At 49.6% G+C, this 18,411-nt stretch carries 20 protein-coding genes; 9 read left to right on the top strand and 11 right to left on the bottom strand.

Annotation, left to right across the window (positions count from 1 at the left end; translation table 11 throughout):
- Window positions 1-33 precede the first annotated feature (33 nt).
- The 6 genes from L5462_RS01405 (at window position 34) to L5462_RS01380 (ending at window position 6,946) form a co-directional block, all read left to right on the top strand.
- On the top strand, window positions 34-696 hold the full coding sequence (locus L5462_RS01405) for a PHP domain-containing protein (protein WP_237779056.1): 663 nt from the start codon (window positions 34-36) through the stop codon (window positions 694-696).
- Window positions 686-1,477 carry a DUF63 family protein gene (locus tag L5462_RS01400; protein ID WP_237779055.1) on the top strand — a complete coding sequence of 264 codons (792 nt, stop codon included), beginning with the start codon at window positions 686-688 and terminating at the stop codon, window positions 1,475-1,477. Before L5462_RS01405 ends, L5462_RS01400 begins: the two co-directional genes overlap by 11 nt.
- Before the next feature lie 153 nt (window positions 1,478-1,630).
- Window positions 1,631-3,148 carry a 2-isopropylmalate synthase gene (locus L5462_RS01395; RefSeq protein WP_237779054.1) on the top strand — a complete coding sequence of 506 codons (1,518 nt, stop codon included), beginning with the start codon at window positions 1,631-1,633 and terminating at the stop codon, window positions 3,146-3,148.
- An 8-nt stretch (window positions 3,149-3,156) separates the two neighbouring features.
- Window positions 3,157-4,344, top strand: a complete 1,188-nt coding sequence (locus L5462_RS01390; RefSeq protein ID WP_237779053.1) for a nitrogenase component 1 — start codon at window positions 3,157-3,159, stop codon at window positions 4,342-4,344.
- 79 nt (window positions 4,345-4,423) lie between these two features.
- A complete protein-coding gene (gene albA, locus L5462_RS01385; RefSeq protein WP_013294904.1) occupies window positions 4,424-4,699 on the top strand; it encodes a DNA-binding protein Alba in 276 nt (91 codons plus the stop codon).
- Between the two features lie 366 nt (window positions 4,700-5,065).
- The gene (locus L5462_RS01380; protein WP_237779052.1) at window positions 5,066-6,946 is read left to right on the top strand and encodes a hypothetical protein; all 1,881 of its coding nucleotides are present in this window, start codon (window positions 5,066-5,068) and stop codon (window positions 6,944-6,946) included.
- Window positions 6,947-7,012: 66 nt separating this feature from the next.
- Here L5462_RS01380 and L5462_RS01375 read toward each other — a convergent pair whose 3' ends face one another.
- Genes L5462_RS01375 through L5462_RS01355 form a run of 5 tightly spaced genes read right to left on the bottom strand, consistent with a single transcriptional unit; the run spans window position 7,013 to window position 11,853 of the window.
- Window positions 7,013-7,948 carry a pyridoxamine 5'-phosphate oxidase family protein gene (locus L5462_RS01375; protein ID WP_237779051.1) on the bottom strand — a complete coding sequence of 312 codons (936 nt, stop codon included), beginning with the start codon at window positions 7,946-7,948 and terminating at the stop codon, window positions 7,013-7,015.
- A gap of 34 nt (window positions 7,949-7,982) precedes the next feature.
- The gene (locus L5462_RS01370) at window positions 7,983-9,188 is read right to left on the bottom strand and encodes a PQQ-binding-like beta-propeller repeat protein (protein ID WP_237779050.1); all 1,206 of its coding nucleotides are present in this window, start codon (window positions 9,186-9,188) and stop codon (window positions 7,983-7,985) included.
- Between the two features lie 33 nt (window positions 9,189-9,221).
- Entirely contained in the window at window positions 9,222-10,379 is a 1,158-nt protein-coding gene (locus L5462_RS01365) for an ABC transporter permease (RefSeq protein WP_237779049.1), read from the bottom strand.
- A gap of 5 nt (window positions 10,380-10,384) precedes the next feature.
- Window positions 10,385-11,434 carry an ATP-binding cassette domain-containing protein gene (locus L5462_RS01360; RefSeq protein WP_237779048.1) on the bottom strand — a complete coding sequence of 350 codons (1,050 nt, stop codon included), beginning with the start codon at window positions 11,432-11,434 and terminating at the stop codon, window positions 10,385-10,387.
- Window positions 11,431-11,853: a PadR family transcriptional regulator gene (locus tag L5462_RS01355; protein ID WP_237779047.1), complete on the bottom strand. Its 423-nt coding sequence runs from the start codon at window positions 11,851-11,853 to the stop codon at window positions 11,431-11,433. The genes L5462_RS01360 and L5462_RS01355 overlap by 4 nt, the downstream gene beginning before the upstream one ends.
- Window positions 11,854-11,925: 72 nt before the next feature.
- Here L5462_RS01355 and L5462_RS01350 point away from each other — a divergent pair, with 72 nt between their 5' ends.
- The 3 genes from L5462_RS01350 to L5462_RS01340 are packed head-to-tail and all read left to right on the top strand — an operon-like array spanning window position 11,926 to window position 13,454.
- Window positions 11,926-12,120: a hypothetical protein gene (locus tag L5462_RS01350; protein WP_237779046.1), complete on the top strand. Its 195-nt coding sequence runs from the start codon at window positions 11,926-11,928 to the stop codon at window positions 12,118-12,120.
- A 19-nt stretch (window positions 12,121-12,139) separates the two neighbouring features.
- Window positions 12,140-12,886: a sugar phosphate isomerase/epimerase gene (locus L5462_RS01345; RefSeq protein WP_237779045.1), complete on the top strand. Its 747-nt coding sequence runs from the start codon at window positions 12,140-12,142 to the stop codon at window positions 12,884-12,886.
- Between the two features lie 10 nt (window positions 12,887-12,896).
- A complete protein-coding gene (locus tag L5462_RS01340; RefSeq protein ID WP_237779044.1) occupies window positions 12,897-13,454 on the top strand; it encodes a TMEM175 family protein in 558 nt (185 codons plus the stop codon).
- Window positions 13,455-13,524: 70 nt separating this feature from the next.
- Here the strand turns inward: L5462_RS01340 and L5462_RS01335 are convergent, their stop codons facing one another.
- The 6 genes from L5462_RS01335 to ala all read right to left on the bottom strand — a co-directional run bounded on the left by L5462_RS01335 (window position 13,525) and on the right by ala (window position 18,208).
- Window positions 13,525-13,875, bottom strand: coding sequence for a DsrE family protein (locus tag L5462_RS01335; RefSeq protein WP_237779043.1), 351 nt, complete (start codon window positions 13,873-13,875; stop codon window positions 13,525-13,527).
- 102 nt (window positions 13,876-13,977) lie between these two features.
- On the bottom strand, window positions 13,978-15,402 hold the full coding sequence (locus L5462_RS01330) for a bifunctional UDP-sugar hydrolase/5'-nucleotidase (RefSeq protein ID WP_237779042.1): 1,425 nt from the start codon (window positions 15,400-15,402) through the stop codon (window positions 13,978-13,980).
- Between the two features lie 72 nt (window positions 15,403-15,474).
- Window positions 15,475-16,266 (bottom strand): HAD family hydrolase, encoded by a 792-nt coding sequence (locus tag L5462_RS01325; RefSeq protein WP_237779041.1) that lies wholly within the window; start codon window positions 16,264-16,266, stop codon window positions 15,475-15,477.
- Between the two features lie 57 nt (window positions 16,267-16,323).
- Window positions 16,324-16,935: a LysE family transporter gene (locus L5462_RS01320; protein WP_237779040.1), complete on the bottom strand. Its 612-nt coding sequence runs from the start codon at window positions 16,933-16,935 to the stop codon at window positions 16,324-16,326.
- 9 nt (window positions 16,936-16,944) lie between these two features.
- Window positions 16,945-17,109 carry a hypothetical protein gene (locus L5462_RS01315; RefSeq protein WP_237779039.1) on the bottom strand — a complete coding sequence of 55 codons (165 nt, stop codon included), beginning with the start codon at window positions 17,107-17,109 and terminating at the stop codon, window positions 16,945-16,947.
- Window positions 17,110-17,215: 106 nt separating this feature from the next.
- On the bottom strand, window positions 17,216-18,208 hold the full coding sequence (gene ala / locus L5462_RS01310) for an alanine dehydrogenase (protein ID WP_237779038.1): 993 nt from the start codon (window positions 18,206-18,208) through the stop codon (window positions 17,216-17,218).
- Window positions 18,209-18,411 lie beyond the last annotated feature (203 nt).

The raw sequence follows: 18,411 nt of genomic DNA, 5'->3' as shown, positions 1-18,411 counted from the left end.
AGGGAACATGAGCGCAATTGTTAAGGTGATTTCATGATAAGGATTGACCCCCACATACACACCGTATACTCAGGGGATGCAAGGGGAACGCCACAGGATATACTGAAAAGGGCCTCCATTGTGGGCCTCGATGTAGTTGCGATTGCAGACCACAATACAGTGAAGGGGTCCCTGATTGCCATGGGGGCCTCAGCAGAGTTTGGGGTCACGGTGGTTCCTGCAGTGGAGCTCAGCACATCTGCAGGCCACATAGTGGCACTGGGAGTGCAGGAGGAAATACAGAGGGGCCTCACACCTGCAGAGACCCTGGATGAGATACACTCACAGGATGCACTTGCCATAATCCCACACCCCTTTGTCAGGTACAGGCAGGGCCTCTTTGTGAACGAGAGAAACCTACGTGTTGATGCACTTGAAACCCTCAACTCCCGCTACATAGTGGGGTATTCCAACTGGAGGGCCAGGAAATTCGCAAGAAAGAGGGGCATCCCTGAGATAGGTGCAAGTGATGCACACTTTGTGGAGGCTGTTGGAAGTTCATTCACGGTGGTGGAATCTGAAAATACAGTTGATGATATAATTGATGGCATAAGAAGGGGTAAAACCAGACCTGAGGGTAGAAGAACACCTCTTCCCCTGATTGTGAGGGAGGTAATCAATAAAAAACTCATAGGCAGGATGAGAAATGATATCTGAGCTTCAGGAGTTCCTGGAGAGCAACTTCTTCTACCTACACCCGGGCTACACACCCCTCAACACAGTCGTTTTTGGCATTGTACTCGGGGCTGTTGTTCTCGTCATACTCAGAATGTTCAGGTGGCTTAAAAAGAGTCCCCGGGAACTCCTGGTACCGCTGCTTCCCTTCATATTTCTCGGGTCAGGTGCGAGGGCCCTTGTTGATAATGGGATCTACCCCCTCACCCATCTCCTTGTGACACCTGGCATATATATCCTCGTGGGACTCACGGCAATAGCAACGCTTCTCATCTCGGTTAAACTTGAGAAAATTTATGGATGGGATTACAGAAAGCTTGTATTCGCTACAGGGGCGATTCTTTCCATACCAAACATCATAAGCATGCAGAACATTAATCCCATACCCTTTTTCTCTGTACTGGGAGTATTCCTGGCATCAGCAGTCCTTTTCTATATAATAAGCATTAAATGGGAACTTCTAAGGGAGAGGATGAACCTTTACGTGATATGCGCACACCTTTTTGATGCATCCTCAACCTACGTTGCGGTTGACCTCTATGGTTATGCTGAGCAGCATGTTCTGCCATCGGCATTCACGGCCCTCACCGGCACGGCCCTTGTGATGTTCCCCCTCAAGATAGCGGTCATAGTGGCGGCGCTCTATGCCATTGACAGGTATGTTGAGGACCCCGGGGACTCAGATCTCCTTAAACTTGTGATATTCATACTTGGTCTTGCACCGGGCCTCAGGAACTTTTTGAGTCTCAGCATGGCTGTTTAATAATTATATCCGGACCCCTTTATCCAGGGACAGACGGCTTTCCCTGACTTTTAAGTTATAACTTATAACTTATAACCGGATCTGCGGTGTAAAAGCTTTTAATTGTGGCAGCATATAGATCATGATAAAAGGCCAGACCACGGGGAATTATAAATGTACATAGAAGAGGTTAAACCGGAAATGAAGCTACCTGAGACGGTTAGGATATTTGACACAACACTCAGGGACGGTGAGCAGACACCTGGAGTGGCGCTCACGGTGGATGAGAAGATATGCATAGCAAGGAAACTGGACTCCCTTGGAGTTGACACAATAGAGGCAGGGTTCCCTGCAGCCTCCCCAGGGGAGATGGACTCCGTAAGGAGGATAGTTGACCTGGACCTTGATGCGAATACCTGTGGTTTGGCAAGGGTGCTCAGGGAGGACATAGACGCTGTTATTGACTGCGGCGCTGACTACATACACACCTTCATAGGGACATCCCCTCTCCACAGGAAGTACAAGCTCAAAATGTCCCCTGAGGAGATAATAGACAGGGCAGTATTCGGGGTGGAATATGCGGTTGAACATGGGCTGAGCGTGGAATTCTCTGCCGAGGACGCCACAAGAACTGAATTTGATTACCTTGTGGAGGTATATAGGGCTGCAGAGGATGCAGGCGCAGATATGATAAATGTTCCAGACACGGTTGGGGTGATGATACCCAGGGCGATGAACCACCTCATAAGGGGCCTCAGGGATGAGATTAAAACACAAATAAGCGTCCACTGTCACAATGACTTTGGACTGGCAGTTGCAAACTCCCTTGCGGCGGTAGAGGCCGGTGCATCACAGGTACATGCAACCATAAATGGACTCGGTGAAAGGGCAGGAAACGCTGCCCTCGAGGAGGTTGTAATGGCCCTCATAACCCGCTATGACCTTCCCATCACCATAAAGACAACTGAACTTGTGAACATCTCAGAATTCGTATCAAAGATAACAGGGGTAAGGATGCCCCCCAACAAGGCAATCGTGGGTGAAAACGCCTTTGCACATGAGGCAGGCATACACGTCCACGGGGTTCTTGAGAAGGCAGAAACCTATGAACCCATAACCCCTGAGATGGTTGGCCACAAGAGGAGGATAGTCCTCGGCAAGCACACTGGGGCCAACGCCCTCAGATCGAAGCTTCAGGAATACGGTATAGATATGAACGAGGACCAGTTCTGCACACTATATGAACAGGTCAAAAGACTTGGAGATAAGGGAAAAAGGATCACAGATGCAGATCTCAGGGCAATGGCAGTCACAATCCTTGGAAAGGCAACAAGGGAGATCGTGAAGCTGGAGGGTATAGCGGTGATGACAGGTGAGAGTGTGATGCCAACGGCCACCGTGAAGCTGAGGATCGGAGATGAGATCAAGACAACATCAATGACAGGGGTGGGGCCTGTGGATGCGGCCATAAATGCCATACAGAGCCTTGTAAGTGAAACAGCAGATATAGAACTTGATGAATACAATATAGAGGCAATAACAGGCGGTACCAATGCCCTTGCAGAGGTATTCGTTGTCATGAGCGACGCCGAGGGCAACAAGGCAACAGGAAGATCCACCAGGGAGGATATAGTAATGGCAAGTGTGGAGGCGGTCCTCGATGCAATCAACAAGATCCTGAGCCTCAAATAGGTGTACCGATGGAACCAGTATCAACATGCAAACTCTTCGGGGCCGTAAGGGCTGTTTCAGGCATCCGCAATGCTGTACCACTCATCCACGGCCCCAGGGGCTGCGCATACCACACTGGTTACCTTCTGACGGCTAGGGGAGGTAAGAGGATAAGGGTTCTATCAACAGAGCTCTCTGAATCAGATGTGGTATTCGGAGCCACCGATAAACTCAAGAAGGCCATAGTTGATGCTGACAGAACCCTTAAACCGGACCTCATAGCTGTTATGAGCTCCTGTGCAACAAGCATAATAGGTGAGGATCTAGGGAGGGCTGTGGCGGAGGTTAGGGGTAAAATTGACTCTCAAATCATAGCCATCAGTGCAGGGGGCTTTGAGTCAAACCAGGGTGAAGGATACCTTGATGTTATGATGGCACTCATCGAGTCCCTTTCAGCTGATGTGAAACCATCAGCTGAACCATCAATAAACATCATAGGGGAATTCAGGGGCGGGCCCGACCTCAACCATATTGTGAATACCCTTGGCGGTATGGGTGTTTCTGTGAACTGTGTACTCACATCAGGAAGCACAGTCAGTGACATTGAGAGGATTGCGTCCGCCCATCTGAATTATTCATTCTGTGATGTATCAGGGATAGATCCCTGCAGGTTTCTCGAGGAGAAATTCGGCATTCCCTTCATCCACCACCCCATTCCCCTGGGATTTTCAAACACACTCAGGTTTTATGAGGGGATACTTGACCACCTCAGCATTGATTACCCGATCCAGGATGAAATAGGTGAATACGCTGAGGAAATGGATCGTCTGAGATCTGAACTTGGGGGTGTGAGGGTGGGTATAGTTTCAGGACCCACAAGGGCCGTTGCACTGGCTGAATTTGTAACTGAACTTGGAATGAAACCTGCTCTGGTGGCAATGGACATGATTGGTGACTACACACTTGAGAACCTCTCTGGAACTGGCGTGAGGTCGGAGGTCCTGGTTGGGGCTGATCTCTATGAGCTGGAGGATGCGCTTATCAGGAATGAACCTGAGGTCATACTCGGTGGAGTTGCAGAGACAAGGTTTTCACAATCACTGGGGGTACCTCTAATTGATGTTATGCATGGCTCCGCCCTCACTGCAGGGTTCAGGGGCGCCTGTGTAACCGGCGGTAGTATACTTGAAGCGGTCAGGTCCAGGATTTGTTATTAAATTTTTTAATTAGTATATCACAAACTTTATATAATCCAGGGTTTCTATCTTTATTACAGACACTCTTGGAGGTTAAGTGATGTCAGAGGAGAATGTAGTATACATCGGAAACAAGCCTGTAATGAACTATGTTCTGGCCGTAGTGACTCAGATGAACGGTGGAACCAGTGAAGTGATCCTTAAAGCCCGTGGAAGAGCTATAAGTCGGGCTGTTGACGTTGCAGAGATTGTGAGGAACCGTTTCATACCAGACATACAGATAGAGAACATCGACATATGTACAGAGGAGATCATTGGTAACGAGGGAACCGCTACCAATGTTTCAGCAATAGAAATCCAGCTCAGAAAGGATTAGGGATATAAAAGATGGAAGCCACAGGTTTCCATTCTTTTATATTTTATATGCACTGAATTTTCAGCACCTTTACTCTTTATCAGGGGATTCAGAACAGTCATTGCCTTCTCACTTAACCCCATAATACTTTATCAGAAATACCAGATGGTATTCATACCATTTCACCTAAACCCTCAATGTAATATCTAATTTTCACAGGATTGTAATAATTTATTCATATATTCTGGAGATTGTGATTATTTTTTCAAGGTTTTTCAGTATTTCACCAAACTATTTATGGCATCGTCCACATACAGAGAACCACTCCTCAATACTTTAAATTGAGGGGACTGGAAATTATTTTTTTCTGAAAAGGAGGGGGGATGAATGAATAGGAAATTCAGGGCCTCCCGGTTCATTGGACCGGTAGGTTTGCTGACACTTCTTTTAGTGTTGGTCCTCACAGGTACATCCTCCGCAGAAAGCGGAGGTCAGTCCGGGACAACGCTCACAGCAAGTGTCACGGCAGACACAAGCTATGTGCGGGAATACACATGGCAGATTCACAAGAACGTCACACCCGATAGCTGGGACATCTTTAAGGGAGACTCTGCCACTTCAGAGTACACAGTAGGTGTTGAGAGAGAAAACCCAACAGACAGGGCATGGATTGAGGGTAATGTGACTGTACACAATGGTGGGGGTGTTTCCACAGAGAATCTCTCGGTTATACTGGAGCTTAGGGATGGTATACCACCACCAAATGACCTTATAGGCACTTATCCACTGGATATATCAGCTAATCCTGTTCTTGATCCAGGGGAAACAGGTACATACCCATACAGGATTTACCTCACACCGGCACAGGTACACCCAGGGGGCAACTACAAGGTAACAGCTAATGTTACAATCACAAACCATTCAGGACGCCTTGGAATACCCTTTGGACCGGCACCATCAGCGACTGCAGCACTAGCTGCGGTACCGGTGACTGTGAATGAGTGCGTACATGTTGATGACACCAGTGGAGAGTCATGGCTCTTTAACGATTCAGGATCAGTTACCTACACCAGGAGGTTCAGCGGGGCCGGAACATACAACAACACGGCCACGATAAGGGAAACCGGTCAGAGTGCCAGTGCATCCGTCCGCGTTAATGTATATGAGCTGATGGTCTCCAAGAATGCCACAACATCATACACTAGGACCTACACATGGAACATCAGCAAGGAGGCCGACTTAACAGAGGTCACCGTGAATATGGGGGACACGGTAACCGTGAAATACACGGTTAACATTTCAGTTGATACTGGAACAGACAGTGACTGGATGGTGGGAGGCACCATCTCAGTGTTCAACCCTGCACCCATCGCCGCTGTAATCAACTCTGTCTCCGATACCGTATCACCGGGACTTATGATGAATTTAACCGGCGCAACCTTCCCCTATGTACTTGAACCAGGCGGGACACTTGTCCTAAACTACATGGGACACCTCCCCGATGGTTCTTCAAGGGTTAACACCGCAACGGTGGTTCAGCAGAACCATGACCATTACCTGGACAGTTCAGAGATTGGGGGATCTACAGAGTACACCGCAACGGCTGATGTGACATTCGCTGATCCTTCAGAACTTGTTGATGAATCTGTAACTGTATCCGACGACAGATGGGGCTGCCTGGGAATCATCAGTGTGGGCAGTGACATAATGCCCGGAGAAACCTACACATTCAACTATTCTGTGACCTATGGACCCTACAATGCACCTGGAGCTTACACAGAGGTTAATGGGGCATCATTTGTAACATGTGATACCAGCACTGGGGGATCAGACTCATGGCTGGTTGATGTATATGTGAGGAGCCCCTACGGTACACTGACAATAGGTTACTGGAAGACCCACGCAGGTTTCAATGGGAACAACAGGGATGCTGTCACACCACTCCTTGGCACGGGTCTATGGCTTGGAACTGCCGGTGGAGATAGGAGTGTACTTGTCACCACCGCTGAACAGGCTGTGAGAATCCTCAGCTTCAATGGTTCAGCATCCAATGGAATAAACAAGCTATATGCACAGCTACTTGCAGCAAAACTGAATATACTCAACGGAGCCTATGCTTCCCCACAGGTTCTCAGCGTGATCGCCCAGGCAGATGCTTTCCTCGCAACCCATGACGCATCAAGCTGGAGCAGCCTCAGCAAAAAGGATCAGCAGAAAGTCCTCCAGTGGATGAGTATGCTGGATAAATACAACAATGGAATGCTCTAGGCATTCCATAAAACTTTTTTTAGAGTTTAGCACAATTCTAGGATTTCATAAAATTTTTCAGGCCTTCTATTTAAACCAGAGCACCTGTTTTGCGCCCGATGAGGCCTCCCTGAACCTGCTGTTTAGGAACTCAACCCTGTGGATGGAGATCTTTATGACGTTCATATCCACGGGGAGATTTCTCATGGCCTCAGGATCGAGGCCCCTTAGATTATAGATCCTCTCTGATTCCTCTTCATCCAGTATCTCCACGGCACCGGTTATCTGCATCCCTGCAAGGTTGCTCATGGATGTGTAGTCCTCGTAAACTGCAACAGATGCGTTACTGTTCTCAAGGATACCAGCGAATTTCTCCCCACCCTCACTGATCACGTATATGGACTCACCGTCATACACGTATTCAAGTGGTGTTGCCCTTGGGCAGCTGTCATGGCAGGTTGCAAGGACACATGTGTTATGGGACCTCAGAAACTCATCAATGGATTCACGGAGTTTATCCCCATCAATGCCGGTCATAAGCGTGTCCCTGATCTCTTTAAGATCAAGGGCGACTTCAATCACCTCTGAGATATCAAAGAGGTCAGAATCCTTAATTTCAATTCCAGCAACCTCGGAAAACCTCCTGAGATCCTCAAGATCCCCATCAGAGAGTCTGTCAAGGATCATGCGCCCACCAATGGTGGCTGAATGGACAGCGCCCCCAAGAAGTTTTTCAGCCTCACTGAGAGCCCTTCTGCCATCATCCCGGTCCAGGGAAACTGAGAAGATCGCCACGGGTTTATCACGAAGCCAGGAATTTTTCTTTATAAAATCAGTTATCCTGTCGTGTAAACGGCCCCTGTAAACCCCGGAACCAATAACGAAGAAATCAAATTCCCTGTAACCTTCCTGAAACTCGCCGGTGGTGCAGCACCTTGAGGGGCCGAGTATCCTCCCAATGGCTGATGCAGCCTCCTCTGTGGCTCCATAGGTGCTCTCATAGATTATGAGTGTCCTGAACATACATTCACCTTCATTTTTAATAAAAAAGAAGAGTTTATCTTCCAGCAACCCTTCTTATCACAGCTCCAGCCCCTATGATGGCTATGATTATCACAACCACATAGTATGCGAATGGTGAGGTGGGACCCTCCTTCTTCTTGGAGTCAAGGGCATAGATGTAGCCATTTTCGGTTGCAAAGTAGATGGTCTTGCCGTAGACGACGGGTGATGAACTTGCAGGTGAGTTGAAAAGGTAGTAACCCGGTGAGTAGCTCCACTCCTCCTTTCCTGTGTACTTGTTGAGGATGTGAAGTGCCCCGTCATCTGAGCCCACAGCCACCATGTTCTCGAAGATGGCTGGTGATGATCTCACGGCCCCACCTGTTTTGAATGACCATTTCAGGGTACCTGTCCTTGTATCAAGTGAGGTCACGTTGCCGTCATCGCATCCAGCAAAGAGGCTGTTCTCCTCTGTGTCAATGGCGGGTGTTGACCTGACTCTATCACCGAGGCTGTACCTCCAGACCGCGCTTCCATCGGACTCTGATAGGGCATACATGTTCCCGTCATCTGAACCCACGTAGATGGTCCCGTTCCAGAAGGCCGGTGATGAGATGACCTGGTCACCGGTTGTGTAGCTCCACTTCTCCTTTCCATCGGACTCTGATAGGGCATAGACATTACCGTTGCATGATCCAAAGTAGACGGTTCCGTTCACCACAAGTGGTGATGATTTAACAGCCTCCCCGGCATAGAACTCCCACTTTTTTGACCCGTCATCTGCATCAACCGCGTAGAGCCTGCAGTCATCTGACCCCACATATACGGTACCCCCGCTCACTGCAGGGGATGACTCTATCCTGTTACCTGTTTTGAATTTCCATTCGAGGTCACCGGTGTCTGTGTCTATTGCATAGAGGTATCCGTCCCCTGAACCCACATAAAGGGTACCATTGACCACCGCGGGGGATGATACAACCGCACCTCCTGTCCGGTAGCTCCAGACAACTGAACCGGTCTCGAGGTTCACCGCATAAACCCTACCATCGACTGAGCCGATGTAGGCCACCTTGTTGAATATTGCGGGTGATGACTTTATCCCGCCGATGGAGAGATACCATGTCCTCGCTGAGAAGTCACTTGGCTCCTCAGAGAAACCTGTGCGCTGCTGGTCCCCATGGAAGAGGGGCCAGTCTGCAGCTGATACAGGGCTTAAAACCATCCCAATGATTATAAGTGCCGCAATTAAACCTTTCCTCATCATATTACCACCTGAAATTTATTGCATTACCACCTAAATGTCCCTGTTAAACCTGGTAACCCCCATTGCAAAGAACAGGAGTGTGAATCCCACAAGCACGGCCAGGTCAAGCCAGATGTCCCCGACACCAGCACCCTTCAGCATCACTGACCTCAGAGCGTCGTTGGCATAGGTGAGGGGCACCACGTATGCCAGCTTCTGGAACACCCATGGCATGGTCTCAATGGGGTAGAAGACTCCTGATACGAACATCATGGGCATTGCAAAGGGCATCACCATCTGCATGTAGTCCTCCTGGGTTCCCACCCTCGCCGATATCATTATTCCAAATCCAACAAAGCAGAGTGCAGTGAGTACAAGTAGAAGGACCGTAAGGAGCATGCTACCATTGATCTTTATTCCGAAGAGCACCATGGCCACACAGAGCAGCAGGAATGCTCTTCCACTTTCTATAACCAGTTTTGAGATTATTTTACCCCCAACCACTGTTGATACGCTTGTGGGGGTCATGAAGAGACGTGCGAGTTCTCCCCTCTCCCTTTCACCTGCAATTGACTGTCCCATACCGAACATGCAGGAGAACATTATGGTCATTGCAAGTACCGCGGGCACCAGGAAATCCATGTACTTGACGTCCCCGTAGATTCTGTCAACCTGGAAGTTTATTGTGCTCACGATGCTCTGAAAGCCCGTCTCCCCGGGGGTTGAATTCTGGTTCTGAATGTTCACTGTGGGGCTCTGCATTTTCTGAACCGCTATTTCACCTGAAAGCCTGCTGAACAGTGCCTGGGTTGCAGGTACCAGGGCCTGGCTTGCCAGCTGGTCAGAGGAGTCAAGGTACATGACCACGGTGGGTTCGTCTGTGAGGTTGTCATAGTTGGGGGGGAGTATTATTGCCGCTTTGACCTCCCCTGCATCCACCATGTCCCTTGCGGTTTCAGGGTCCTTCATGATATCCTTTATATCATAGAGGCTCATGTTTCTCATTGCAGCGACGGTCTGGTCTGTGAGGGGTCCGCTGCTCTGCTCAACTATAACCACGGGTATGTTCTCCAGTGTACCACCCATACCGTAACCGAAGAGGGTTATCATGAGTATGGGGAACAGTATGATTGATATGAGGCGGGGTTTGTGCCTCCAGAGGACTATGAGGTCCTTCTTGAGCATCCACATTACCTTCTTCATTTCCATACCGGTTACCTCCCTGTAACCTTCATAAAAACGTCCTCGAGTGAGGGGTCCCTGGTTGAAATTGAGCTGATCCTGGCATTGTTCCTTATAACTGCCCCGAGGACATCATTTATGGCAGTGTCACAGCTCTCATCCAGTTCAAGTATTATCCTGCCGGTGTGGTGCCTTTTAACCTCCAGTGTAACCGGGAGGGATTCAAGTTCAGCTATGAGTTCATCACTGAGGTCGGTGATCAGCATGCTGAGCTCCTTACCGGTGCAGGTCCCGGATTTTTTCATTTCCTCAATGACCCTTTTTTCGGATTCAGGGGTCTCCTCCTGTATCCTCTCAAGTATGGTGCCAATCTCCTGTGCCTTGAGGGATTCCTCCTCCCTTATAACGGTGTCCTTGAGGCCCTGGGGCGTGTCAAAGGCCGCAAGTACACCCTGATTTATTATACCCACGTAGTCGCAGAGGAGTTCAACCTCGTACATGTCATGGGAGCAGAGTATGATGGTGTGACCGCTGCTGTTCAGTTCCTCGATGAGGTCCCATAGCACCCTCTTTGTTGTCGGGTCCAGCCCTATGGTTGGTTCGTCAAGGAACAGTATGTCTGGCTGGTGTATCAGGCTTGCAACCAGTGAAACCTTCTGCTGCTGTCCCCCTGACATCTGTCCAACGGGTTTATCTGCCGCGTACTTTATGTCGACCAGCTCCATGAGTTCATCGATCCTTGTTTCCTTGAGGTCCTCTGGCATCCCGTAGAAGTCTGCGCACATCTCCACGTTCTCCCTTGCTGTGAGGTCCTCGTAGAGGCTGACCTTCTGGGGGACCATGCCTATCTGCTGTCTCACCTCGTCGGGGTTCTCCAGTATATCGTATCCGGCGACACGGGCTGTACCTGAACTTGGTGGTATGAGGCAGGTGAGCATCTTTATGGTTGTGGTCTTACCTGCCCCGTTGGGCCCCAGGAATCCGAAGATGGAGTTCTTCTCTATCTTCATGTTAAGGCTGTCAACGGCTTTGAAGTCCCCGTAGACCTTTGTGAGGTCGTAGGTCTCTATGGCGTATTTCATTCTTCCTCCTCCCTCTCACATGGGAACATGTCGTTCCAGAAGTCCTCCCATATCCTTGAGATGTGGTTTTTCATTATATCACGGATCCTCTCTATGGTTTCATTGCCCAGTGGGGTTATCTCGTAGTACTTGACCCTCTTCTCCCCGTGCATCTCCCATGAACCCCTTATGAGTCCCTTCTTCTCCAGGTCGTGGAGTATTGGGTAGATGACGCTTGGACCGGGTGGTTTGATCTCCTGGCAGTGCATCCCCTTGATTGAGTAGAACTTCTCAAGTCTTCGCATTATCTCGTATCCATGGATTTTTTCCCTGCTTATCATCCAGAGGATCATTGTTTTTCCGAATCCCCTCATGAAACTCTTTATTATCTTCTCATCGAACTGTCCCCCCTCTCCATGGGGGCCATTTTCTGCACACATCAGGACATCTCCAGAAAGTGATATATCAATTTTCTGATATATCCTGTTTTATATATACTTTTTGGTGGTACGATGAAGGTAAGGTCTGGTAACACTGAAACGGTTCTGATCACCACACATTATCAAGCGAGGAACGCCCTTCACATCCAGCCAATGGTCAGGGGCACTTTAGACGTCTTAACACCGCAGGGACCTGCAGATCCAGGCACCTATAAGTATCTTTCATTTTCAGAGGGAATGGAAACACTCATAAGGCCGGCTGAATAGAAAATCAACCGGGATCTATATGAGGCTTGGATTTTCAACCCTGGCACTTTTCATGGAACCAATGGAGAACATCCTGGAGAAAGCAGAGGAGGACGGCTTCCAGCTCATTGAGATACTCTGTGAGGGACCCTACTGGCCCCGGAGGCTCCTTGAAGACGGGGCAGCACTGGAGGTCTTTGAATCCTTTGACCTTGAGATACTCCTCCACGCCCCCACCATAGACCTGAACCCTGGCAGCATGAACCAGGGCGTGAGGGAGGAGACAGAAAAGCAGATGATGGAGACGGTGGAACTCGCAGCAAGGATAGGGGCAACGACCGTAACAACACATCCCGGCCTTGTGCACAGGAGGGAGGAGCGGATAAGAAACGCTGCCCTTAAATTCGCGGCCGAAACACTTAGAAACTGCGTGGCCCATGCAGAGGATTCATCGGTAAAGTTCTCAGTTGAGAACATGCCAGGCAGATTCTCATACCTCTGCAACAGCCCCCGTGAGCTTGAAGAATTCTCAGAGGAATGTGGATCATACGTGACTGTGGATGTGGGCCATGCAAACACCACAGGGTTCATGGAGGATTTCCTCAGGATGGAAAGAATAGCCCACCACCACCTGAGCGACAACAACGGTGAAAGGGACCAGCACCTCCCCCTGGGGGAGGGTACAGTTGACCTTGAACTCCTCCGGGGGATAGACCGCGGGGTTATAGAACTGAATAACTATGAGGGAGTCATAAAAAGCAGGAGACTCCTGGAATCATTTTATTGAGGCATGAAACATGAAGAAGAACAGAATTGAGGGCCTTGTGGATGGAATATTTGCCATTGCGATGACACTCCTTGTTCTCGGTATTGAGGTGCCAGAGGGGATCATAACAGAGTCCTCAATGGCTTCATACCTCACACTCCTCGCCCCCAGGATCTACATCTACTGCTTAAGCTTCCTCCTCCTCGGGATTTTCTGGCGGGTTAACCACATGCAATTTGAAAGCCTGAAGGAGGTTGACACGGGTTTCCTGTGGATAAATATATTCTGGCTGATGTTCGTGGCCATGGTGCCCTTCTCAACGGAACTCACAGGAGACTATAGTGGATTTGTAACATCCAATGTCATATTCCATGTTAACATGCTGATGATAGGTCTTCTCCTATCTGCAAGCTGGTTCTATGCGTATAAGAATGGGCTCATGGATGTTGAAAGGGACCAGTACCTTAGGTCACTTAAGAGGAACCTCCTGATGCCATTTGCAGCAATTGTGGCACTCCTGATGACACCATTCACACCAGAGTACAGCTCCATTGCCTATGCAATCATGATCCTCAAGAGGTTCCTCTAGATATCGGGGCCTTATATAGGCATGAAATCAGTGACGCACGCCACGGGGATATTTGGGTTCCTCCAGGATATCAGGGCCTTATATAGGCCCATCCATCTGTCTGTTTTCTCACAATCTCACCCACGCCCGATGATACTGCATCAACACCATCAACAAGGTCTCCTGAGGTTATACCCAGCGCCTTCATGGTGTTGGAACAGGCAGCGAATCTGACACCATCATCAATGAGCTCACCGATCATATCTGAGTACTCTGAGTCCCTCATGAGGGCACTGACACCCTTTGAGTATGCCACAACCTCAATTTCAACATTCTGAATGTCTGCCATCAGGTTCCTCACATTGGCAAGGAGCAGCAAAACCCTCTCATCGTCATCCTCATCAAGGTGGAAGACCACACGGCAAATCCTCTCATCACCCATCATGATCACCCCGGTTCACAATTACAGTTGAAGAAAGTCATACAGTGCTATCCCTAATGGCTTCAGTACAATATTCAAAGGGTATTCCTCGCATGAGGACAATCATACTGGCGTTATCCTCCCATCGAGTTGGGCATCAACCGGGCTGTTCTTCTCAACGTACTCCCTGAGCGCGTCAACGGCCCTTATGTCCATCTCCTCGTGGTTCTCACCGTACCGTGATGGCACACCCTGACTGGTTACATAAACTGCACTGTAGGTTCTATCCGGCTCAAGGGGCTTTCCATTCACGAATATCTTCTGTATCCTGCTACCTGGAGGGTTCTCTATCTTGAAGTAGATCTCAAGGCCCAGGCACCTCTTGAGGTAGCCACCCATCTGCCTGTAGGGGTCCCTGGAGAATGTGAGCTCAATGTTCTCCTCCATCATCTCCAGGATCTCCCTCCCCAGAAGTTCAACACGGGATACCGGGGGATTAACAGGGATCATGTTCCAGAGGTCCTCAACCCGGATATCCCCAGGGGGTACCGGGGCACCGTAGCGCCATCCATTGGAGAATGCAAGTTCAGAGTCACCCACATCCATTATTGCCCTGAGGAGAAGGTTGTCCATGGTTGACTCCAGTATGGTGTACCTGTTGAGGTGAGTCCTGGTTGAACCCACGGTGGCCTCAAGGTAGTCCCTGTCCACATCAGCCGCCCTCATGACCATCTCCTCAACATCCTCATTTGACGGCCCCCTGACCCTTACAAGTTCGTGTTTGAATTTCCGGACACCACCATCAACCTCAAGGTCAAGGCGTCCAATGAATGAGCCGTGGCACCCTGACTGTATTATGATGGTGTCATTGACAATGAAGGGCCTCTCAAGCCTGTTGTGGGTGTGGGCGCTCAGAAGCACGTCTATGCCATCAACATCCGCCGCCAGCTGGCACTCCTGGGGGAACCCCAGATGTGATATGACCACCACGAGGTCGACCCTCTCCCCGTCACGGAGCCTCTCTATCCAGTATGGGAGCTCATCACGTCCAAGGGTGAACTCAAGGCCCTCACTGAACCGTGGGGGCATCACCTTATCCACTATATTGGATGCTATCCCCACAACACCCACCTGGAGGTCACCCCTCTCCACTATCTCATATGGTCTAAAAGCAAGGCGTTCTGTCCCCTCATGGTAGCAGTTTATTGCAAGAACCGGGTGATTCAGTTTTTCAGATATTTCCATGAATCTTCTGGGTCCATAAGCGAACTCCCAGTGGGCTGTCATTGCATCAAAGCTCATTTCATTGAGGATAGGGATAAGGGCGGCACCCTCGCTCTTCACGGCATGGTATGTGCCGTGTATGGTGTCACCACAGTCAAGGAGTAGTGTGGGTCCCTCTTCACGCATCTCATCCACAAGGCCTGCTATGTGGTGGTAGCCCCCCAGGGTCTCATACCTTATGTCTCTGCCCTCCCAGAAGAGTTCCGGGTGGGATTTGAGGTATCCGTGGGTGTCATTCACCTGCACAATGCACAGTTCACTCAATATCAGCCCCCCATATTTCAGAATATATCCAGAACCTAGAACTTTAGAATTCTATATCCAGAACCTAAAACCTTAGAATTCTATATCCAGAACCTCCCTTATGTTATCAACAACATGGTCAGCAGCATCAATCAGCCTCTGAGGAACAGGTTCCCTCTGCTGGAGTGTCAGAACCCCCACGTCAGCCTCCCTCAATGCAAGGATATCGTTAAGGCCGTTACCCACCATCATGACCCTGCTGTACCTTCGCTTCAGCTCCTGGATTATCTCTGCCTTCCTCTCGGTGTCGGCGGTGTCAAAGACGTTTTCCTCAGGTATCCTGATGATCCTTGCAAGTTCCCTCAGTGACCCCCGGCGGTCCCCCGAGGCAATGTATATATGGATGTTTCTCTCTTTGAGTTCATCCACAACCTCAGGGACCTCAGGGAAGAGTTTTCCACCTGCAGTTATTGTGAAGTCAACCATGTTTCTGTCAACGTTGACTATGAAGCCGGATCCACTGCATATCTGTATGTTGTAGTCCCTCCTGGAAACGGCATCTATGGTGTCCTGTATGTCCCTGACAGTTGCAGGGTCACCACTGAGGATATCCATGATCTCATCAGAGGTAACCGCTGTGTTGGCGTAGCTGACATCGAAATCTATATTATTCCTCTTTATGAACTCATGGATGGTCTGGTCAGGTTTTGCATTAACTATACATGTTGCGGGGTCAGTCTGAAGCACAACGAGGGCCCTTCTGTCCCTGTAATCCACAATATCAAGAGAATTCATCCTGTCACATATTTCACCGGTTTTCAGGTTTTTAAGGGCCCTGTACCTTCTTATAAGTGTCCCTGAGTTATCAAAAACAGCCGCCTTCATCAATTAATACTATGCATTTCATGGTATTAATGATTTGAGGCCGTACCGTTTATATATTCAAATTAAAGCATTAACAAAAAAGTAGGCTCCCACCATAATCAGAAACCCATTACATACCACCATAATCGCCCTGTAGACCTTCCCAGATGTATCAAATGATCCCCTGGATGATAGGAAAGATACCAGGCTGTACCAGGCTAGGTCGGATGACCAGTGACCCACCAGGAAACCTGCAAGTCCAGCAGCACCTGCAAGTTCAACTCCACTGTACATGAGGGCGGCCCCAACGGCACCCCACCATATAAAGAAGTAGGGGTTGGAAAAACTTATCACTGCTCCCCTGAGGACCGATCCACCTGCTTCAATATCCCCCAATGTTTCGTCCCCAGACCTAAGACCCCTGATTCCGGTCCAGATGAGGACGGAGCCACCTGCAATCCCAATGAATGAGGATGCGGACTCTGATGAGAGTAGGTAGCCCATACCCATGAATATCAGAACAACAAGGATGGCCTCACCCAGGATGTGGCCGGTGACAAGGAGGGGCCCTGCCCTGAAACCCCCCTGAATGGAGTCCGAGACCGTGACGGTGAGAAGGGGGCCAGGGGCCATTGCCCCTGAGAGGCCTATGATGAAGGATGTTATGGTAAATAGGATTACACTGAGCATTCTTCCAGCCTAATTGTACCTGTTCAGTATCTTCATGATCTCAGTGAGGTGACGGTCAATCTCCTCTATCTCATCCTTCCTGAGGGCCCTGGTCCTCCCGAGTATCCTTATCCTCTCAAACACATGGTCCATCCTTAAGAGGAGTTCATGCATTGATGTCCTGGTGGGGTACATGATATCACAGCTCCGGTAACTAACTGTGTTCACCATCCTATATAGCATCTTTTCTCGGGGCAGTGAAGGACGAAAACCTGGAGATCAGAGTTTTATAGCATCTTTCTCAGCCCTGCAGGTCAACCTCCAGGCCCTGCCCTGACTCAGAGGCCCTCTCATAGACCATCCAGGCGGTTGTAACGTCCTGCAGTGAGAGTCCGGTTGAATCGAATACTGTTATATCCTCACCTGATCTTCTACCCTCAATTTTACCTGTTATCACATCCCCTATTGTTCCCTGAAGGTCCTCCTCTGTGATCAGCCCCTCACTGAGGGGTACGTTTATCTCTCCACTGTGGGATGCCTGTTCCCAGTTATCATAGAATACCCTCCCCCTTTTGAGTATGAGGGGGTCCAGCTCCTGCTTTCCAGGGGCATCTGCCCCCATGGCACATATGTGGGTCCCTGGCGTTATCCAGTCAGCCTTCACCAGCGGCTTCCTTGATGGCGTGGCCGTTACAACCACATCCATACCCTTCACAGCCTCCCTGATATCCCGTGCAGGATTGACCCTGAAATCATAGATCTCAGAGGCCCTCTTTGCGAATTTCTCTCGCTGGGAGGGTGTCCTGCAGTACACGTAGGCCTCCTCAAGGTCCGCGACCCTGCTGATGGCCATGAGCTGTGTCCAGGCCTGTCTCCCGGCACCCACCATCCCAAGTGTTGATGCCTCCCGATCTGCAAGGTACTTCACGGATACCCCACCGGCCGCCCCGGTCCTCATATCGGTTATGTGGGTTCCATCCATGAGTGCAAGGGGGAACCCGGTCCTTGGATCGACAAGCTCTATGACAGCCATGACAGTAGGGAGGGAATGTTCACGGGGATTGGAGGGGTGGACATTCACGCACTTAACACCCGCCATTTCAAGTTCCTCAAGGTAGGAGGGCATCACCCTGAGGTCCCCATTGTGTTCCCTGAAGAATAGGTACATCTTGGGGGGCATCTGGACGCGGCCAAGGGCATCCTGGACAAATGCGTTCTCAACAGCCTTCAGGCAGTCTTCCATGGTCAGAAGACCCTCAACATCACTTTTTTTGAGTATAATGGTTTTCTCCATCACTTCACCCTTTCCATCCATGGTTCCATATCCTAGATCTTGGACATCTTCACATTTATTAATATTGAAAATGAAATTAAACCCAGATAGGAGGGTGACCTGGCATCTGAAGATACCTCAGGATAACCATCCTGGGAAGGCAGAGGACCCTCAAATGCAGCTCTTCATGATAATCGGTTTACTTAATGATAGTATACAGGTGT

Source organism: Methanothermobacter sp. K4, from assembly GCF_022014235.1.
Taxonomy (GTDB): domain Archaea; phylum Methanobacteriota; class Methanobacteria; order Methanobacteriales; family Methanothermobacteraceae; genus Methanothermobacter.
This window is presented reverse-complemented; position numbering and strand designations above follow the sequence as displayed.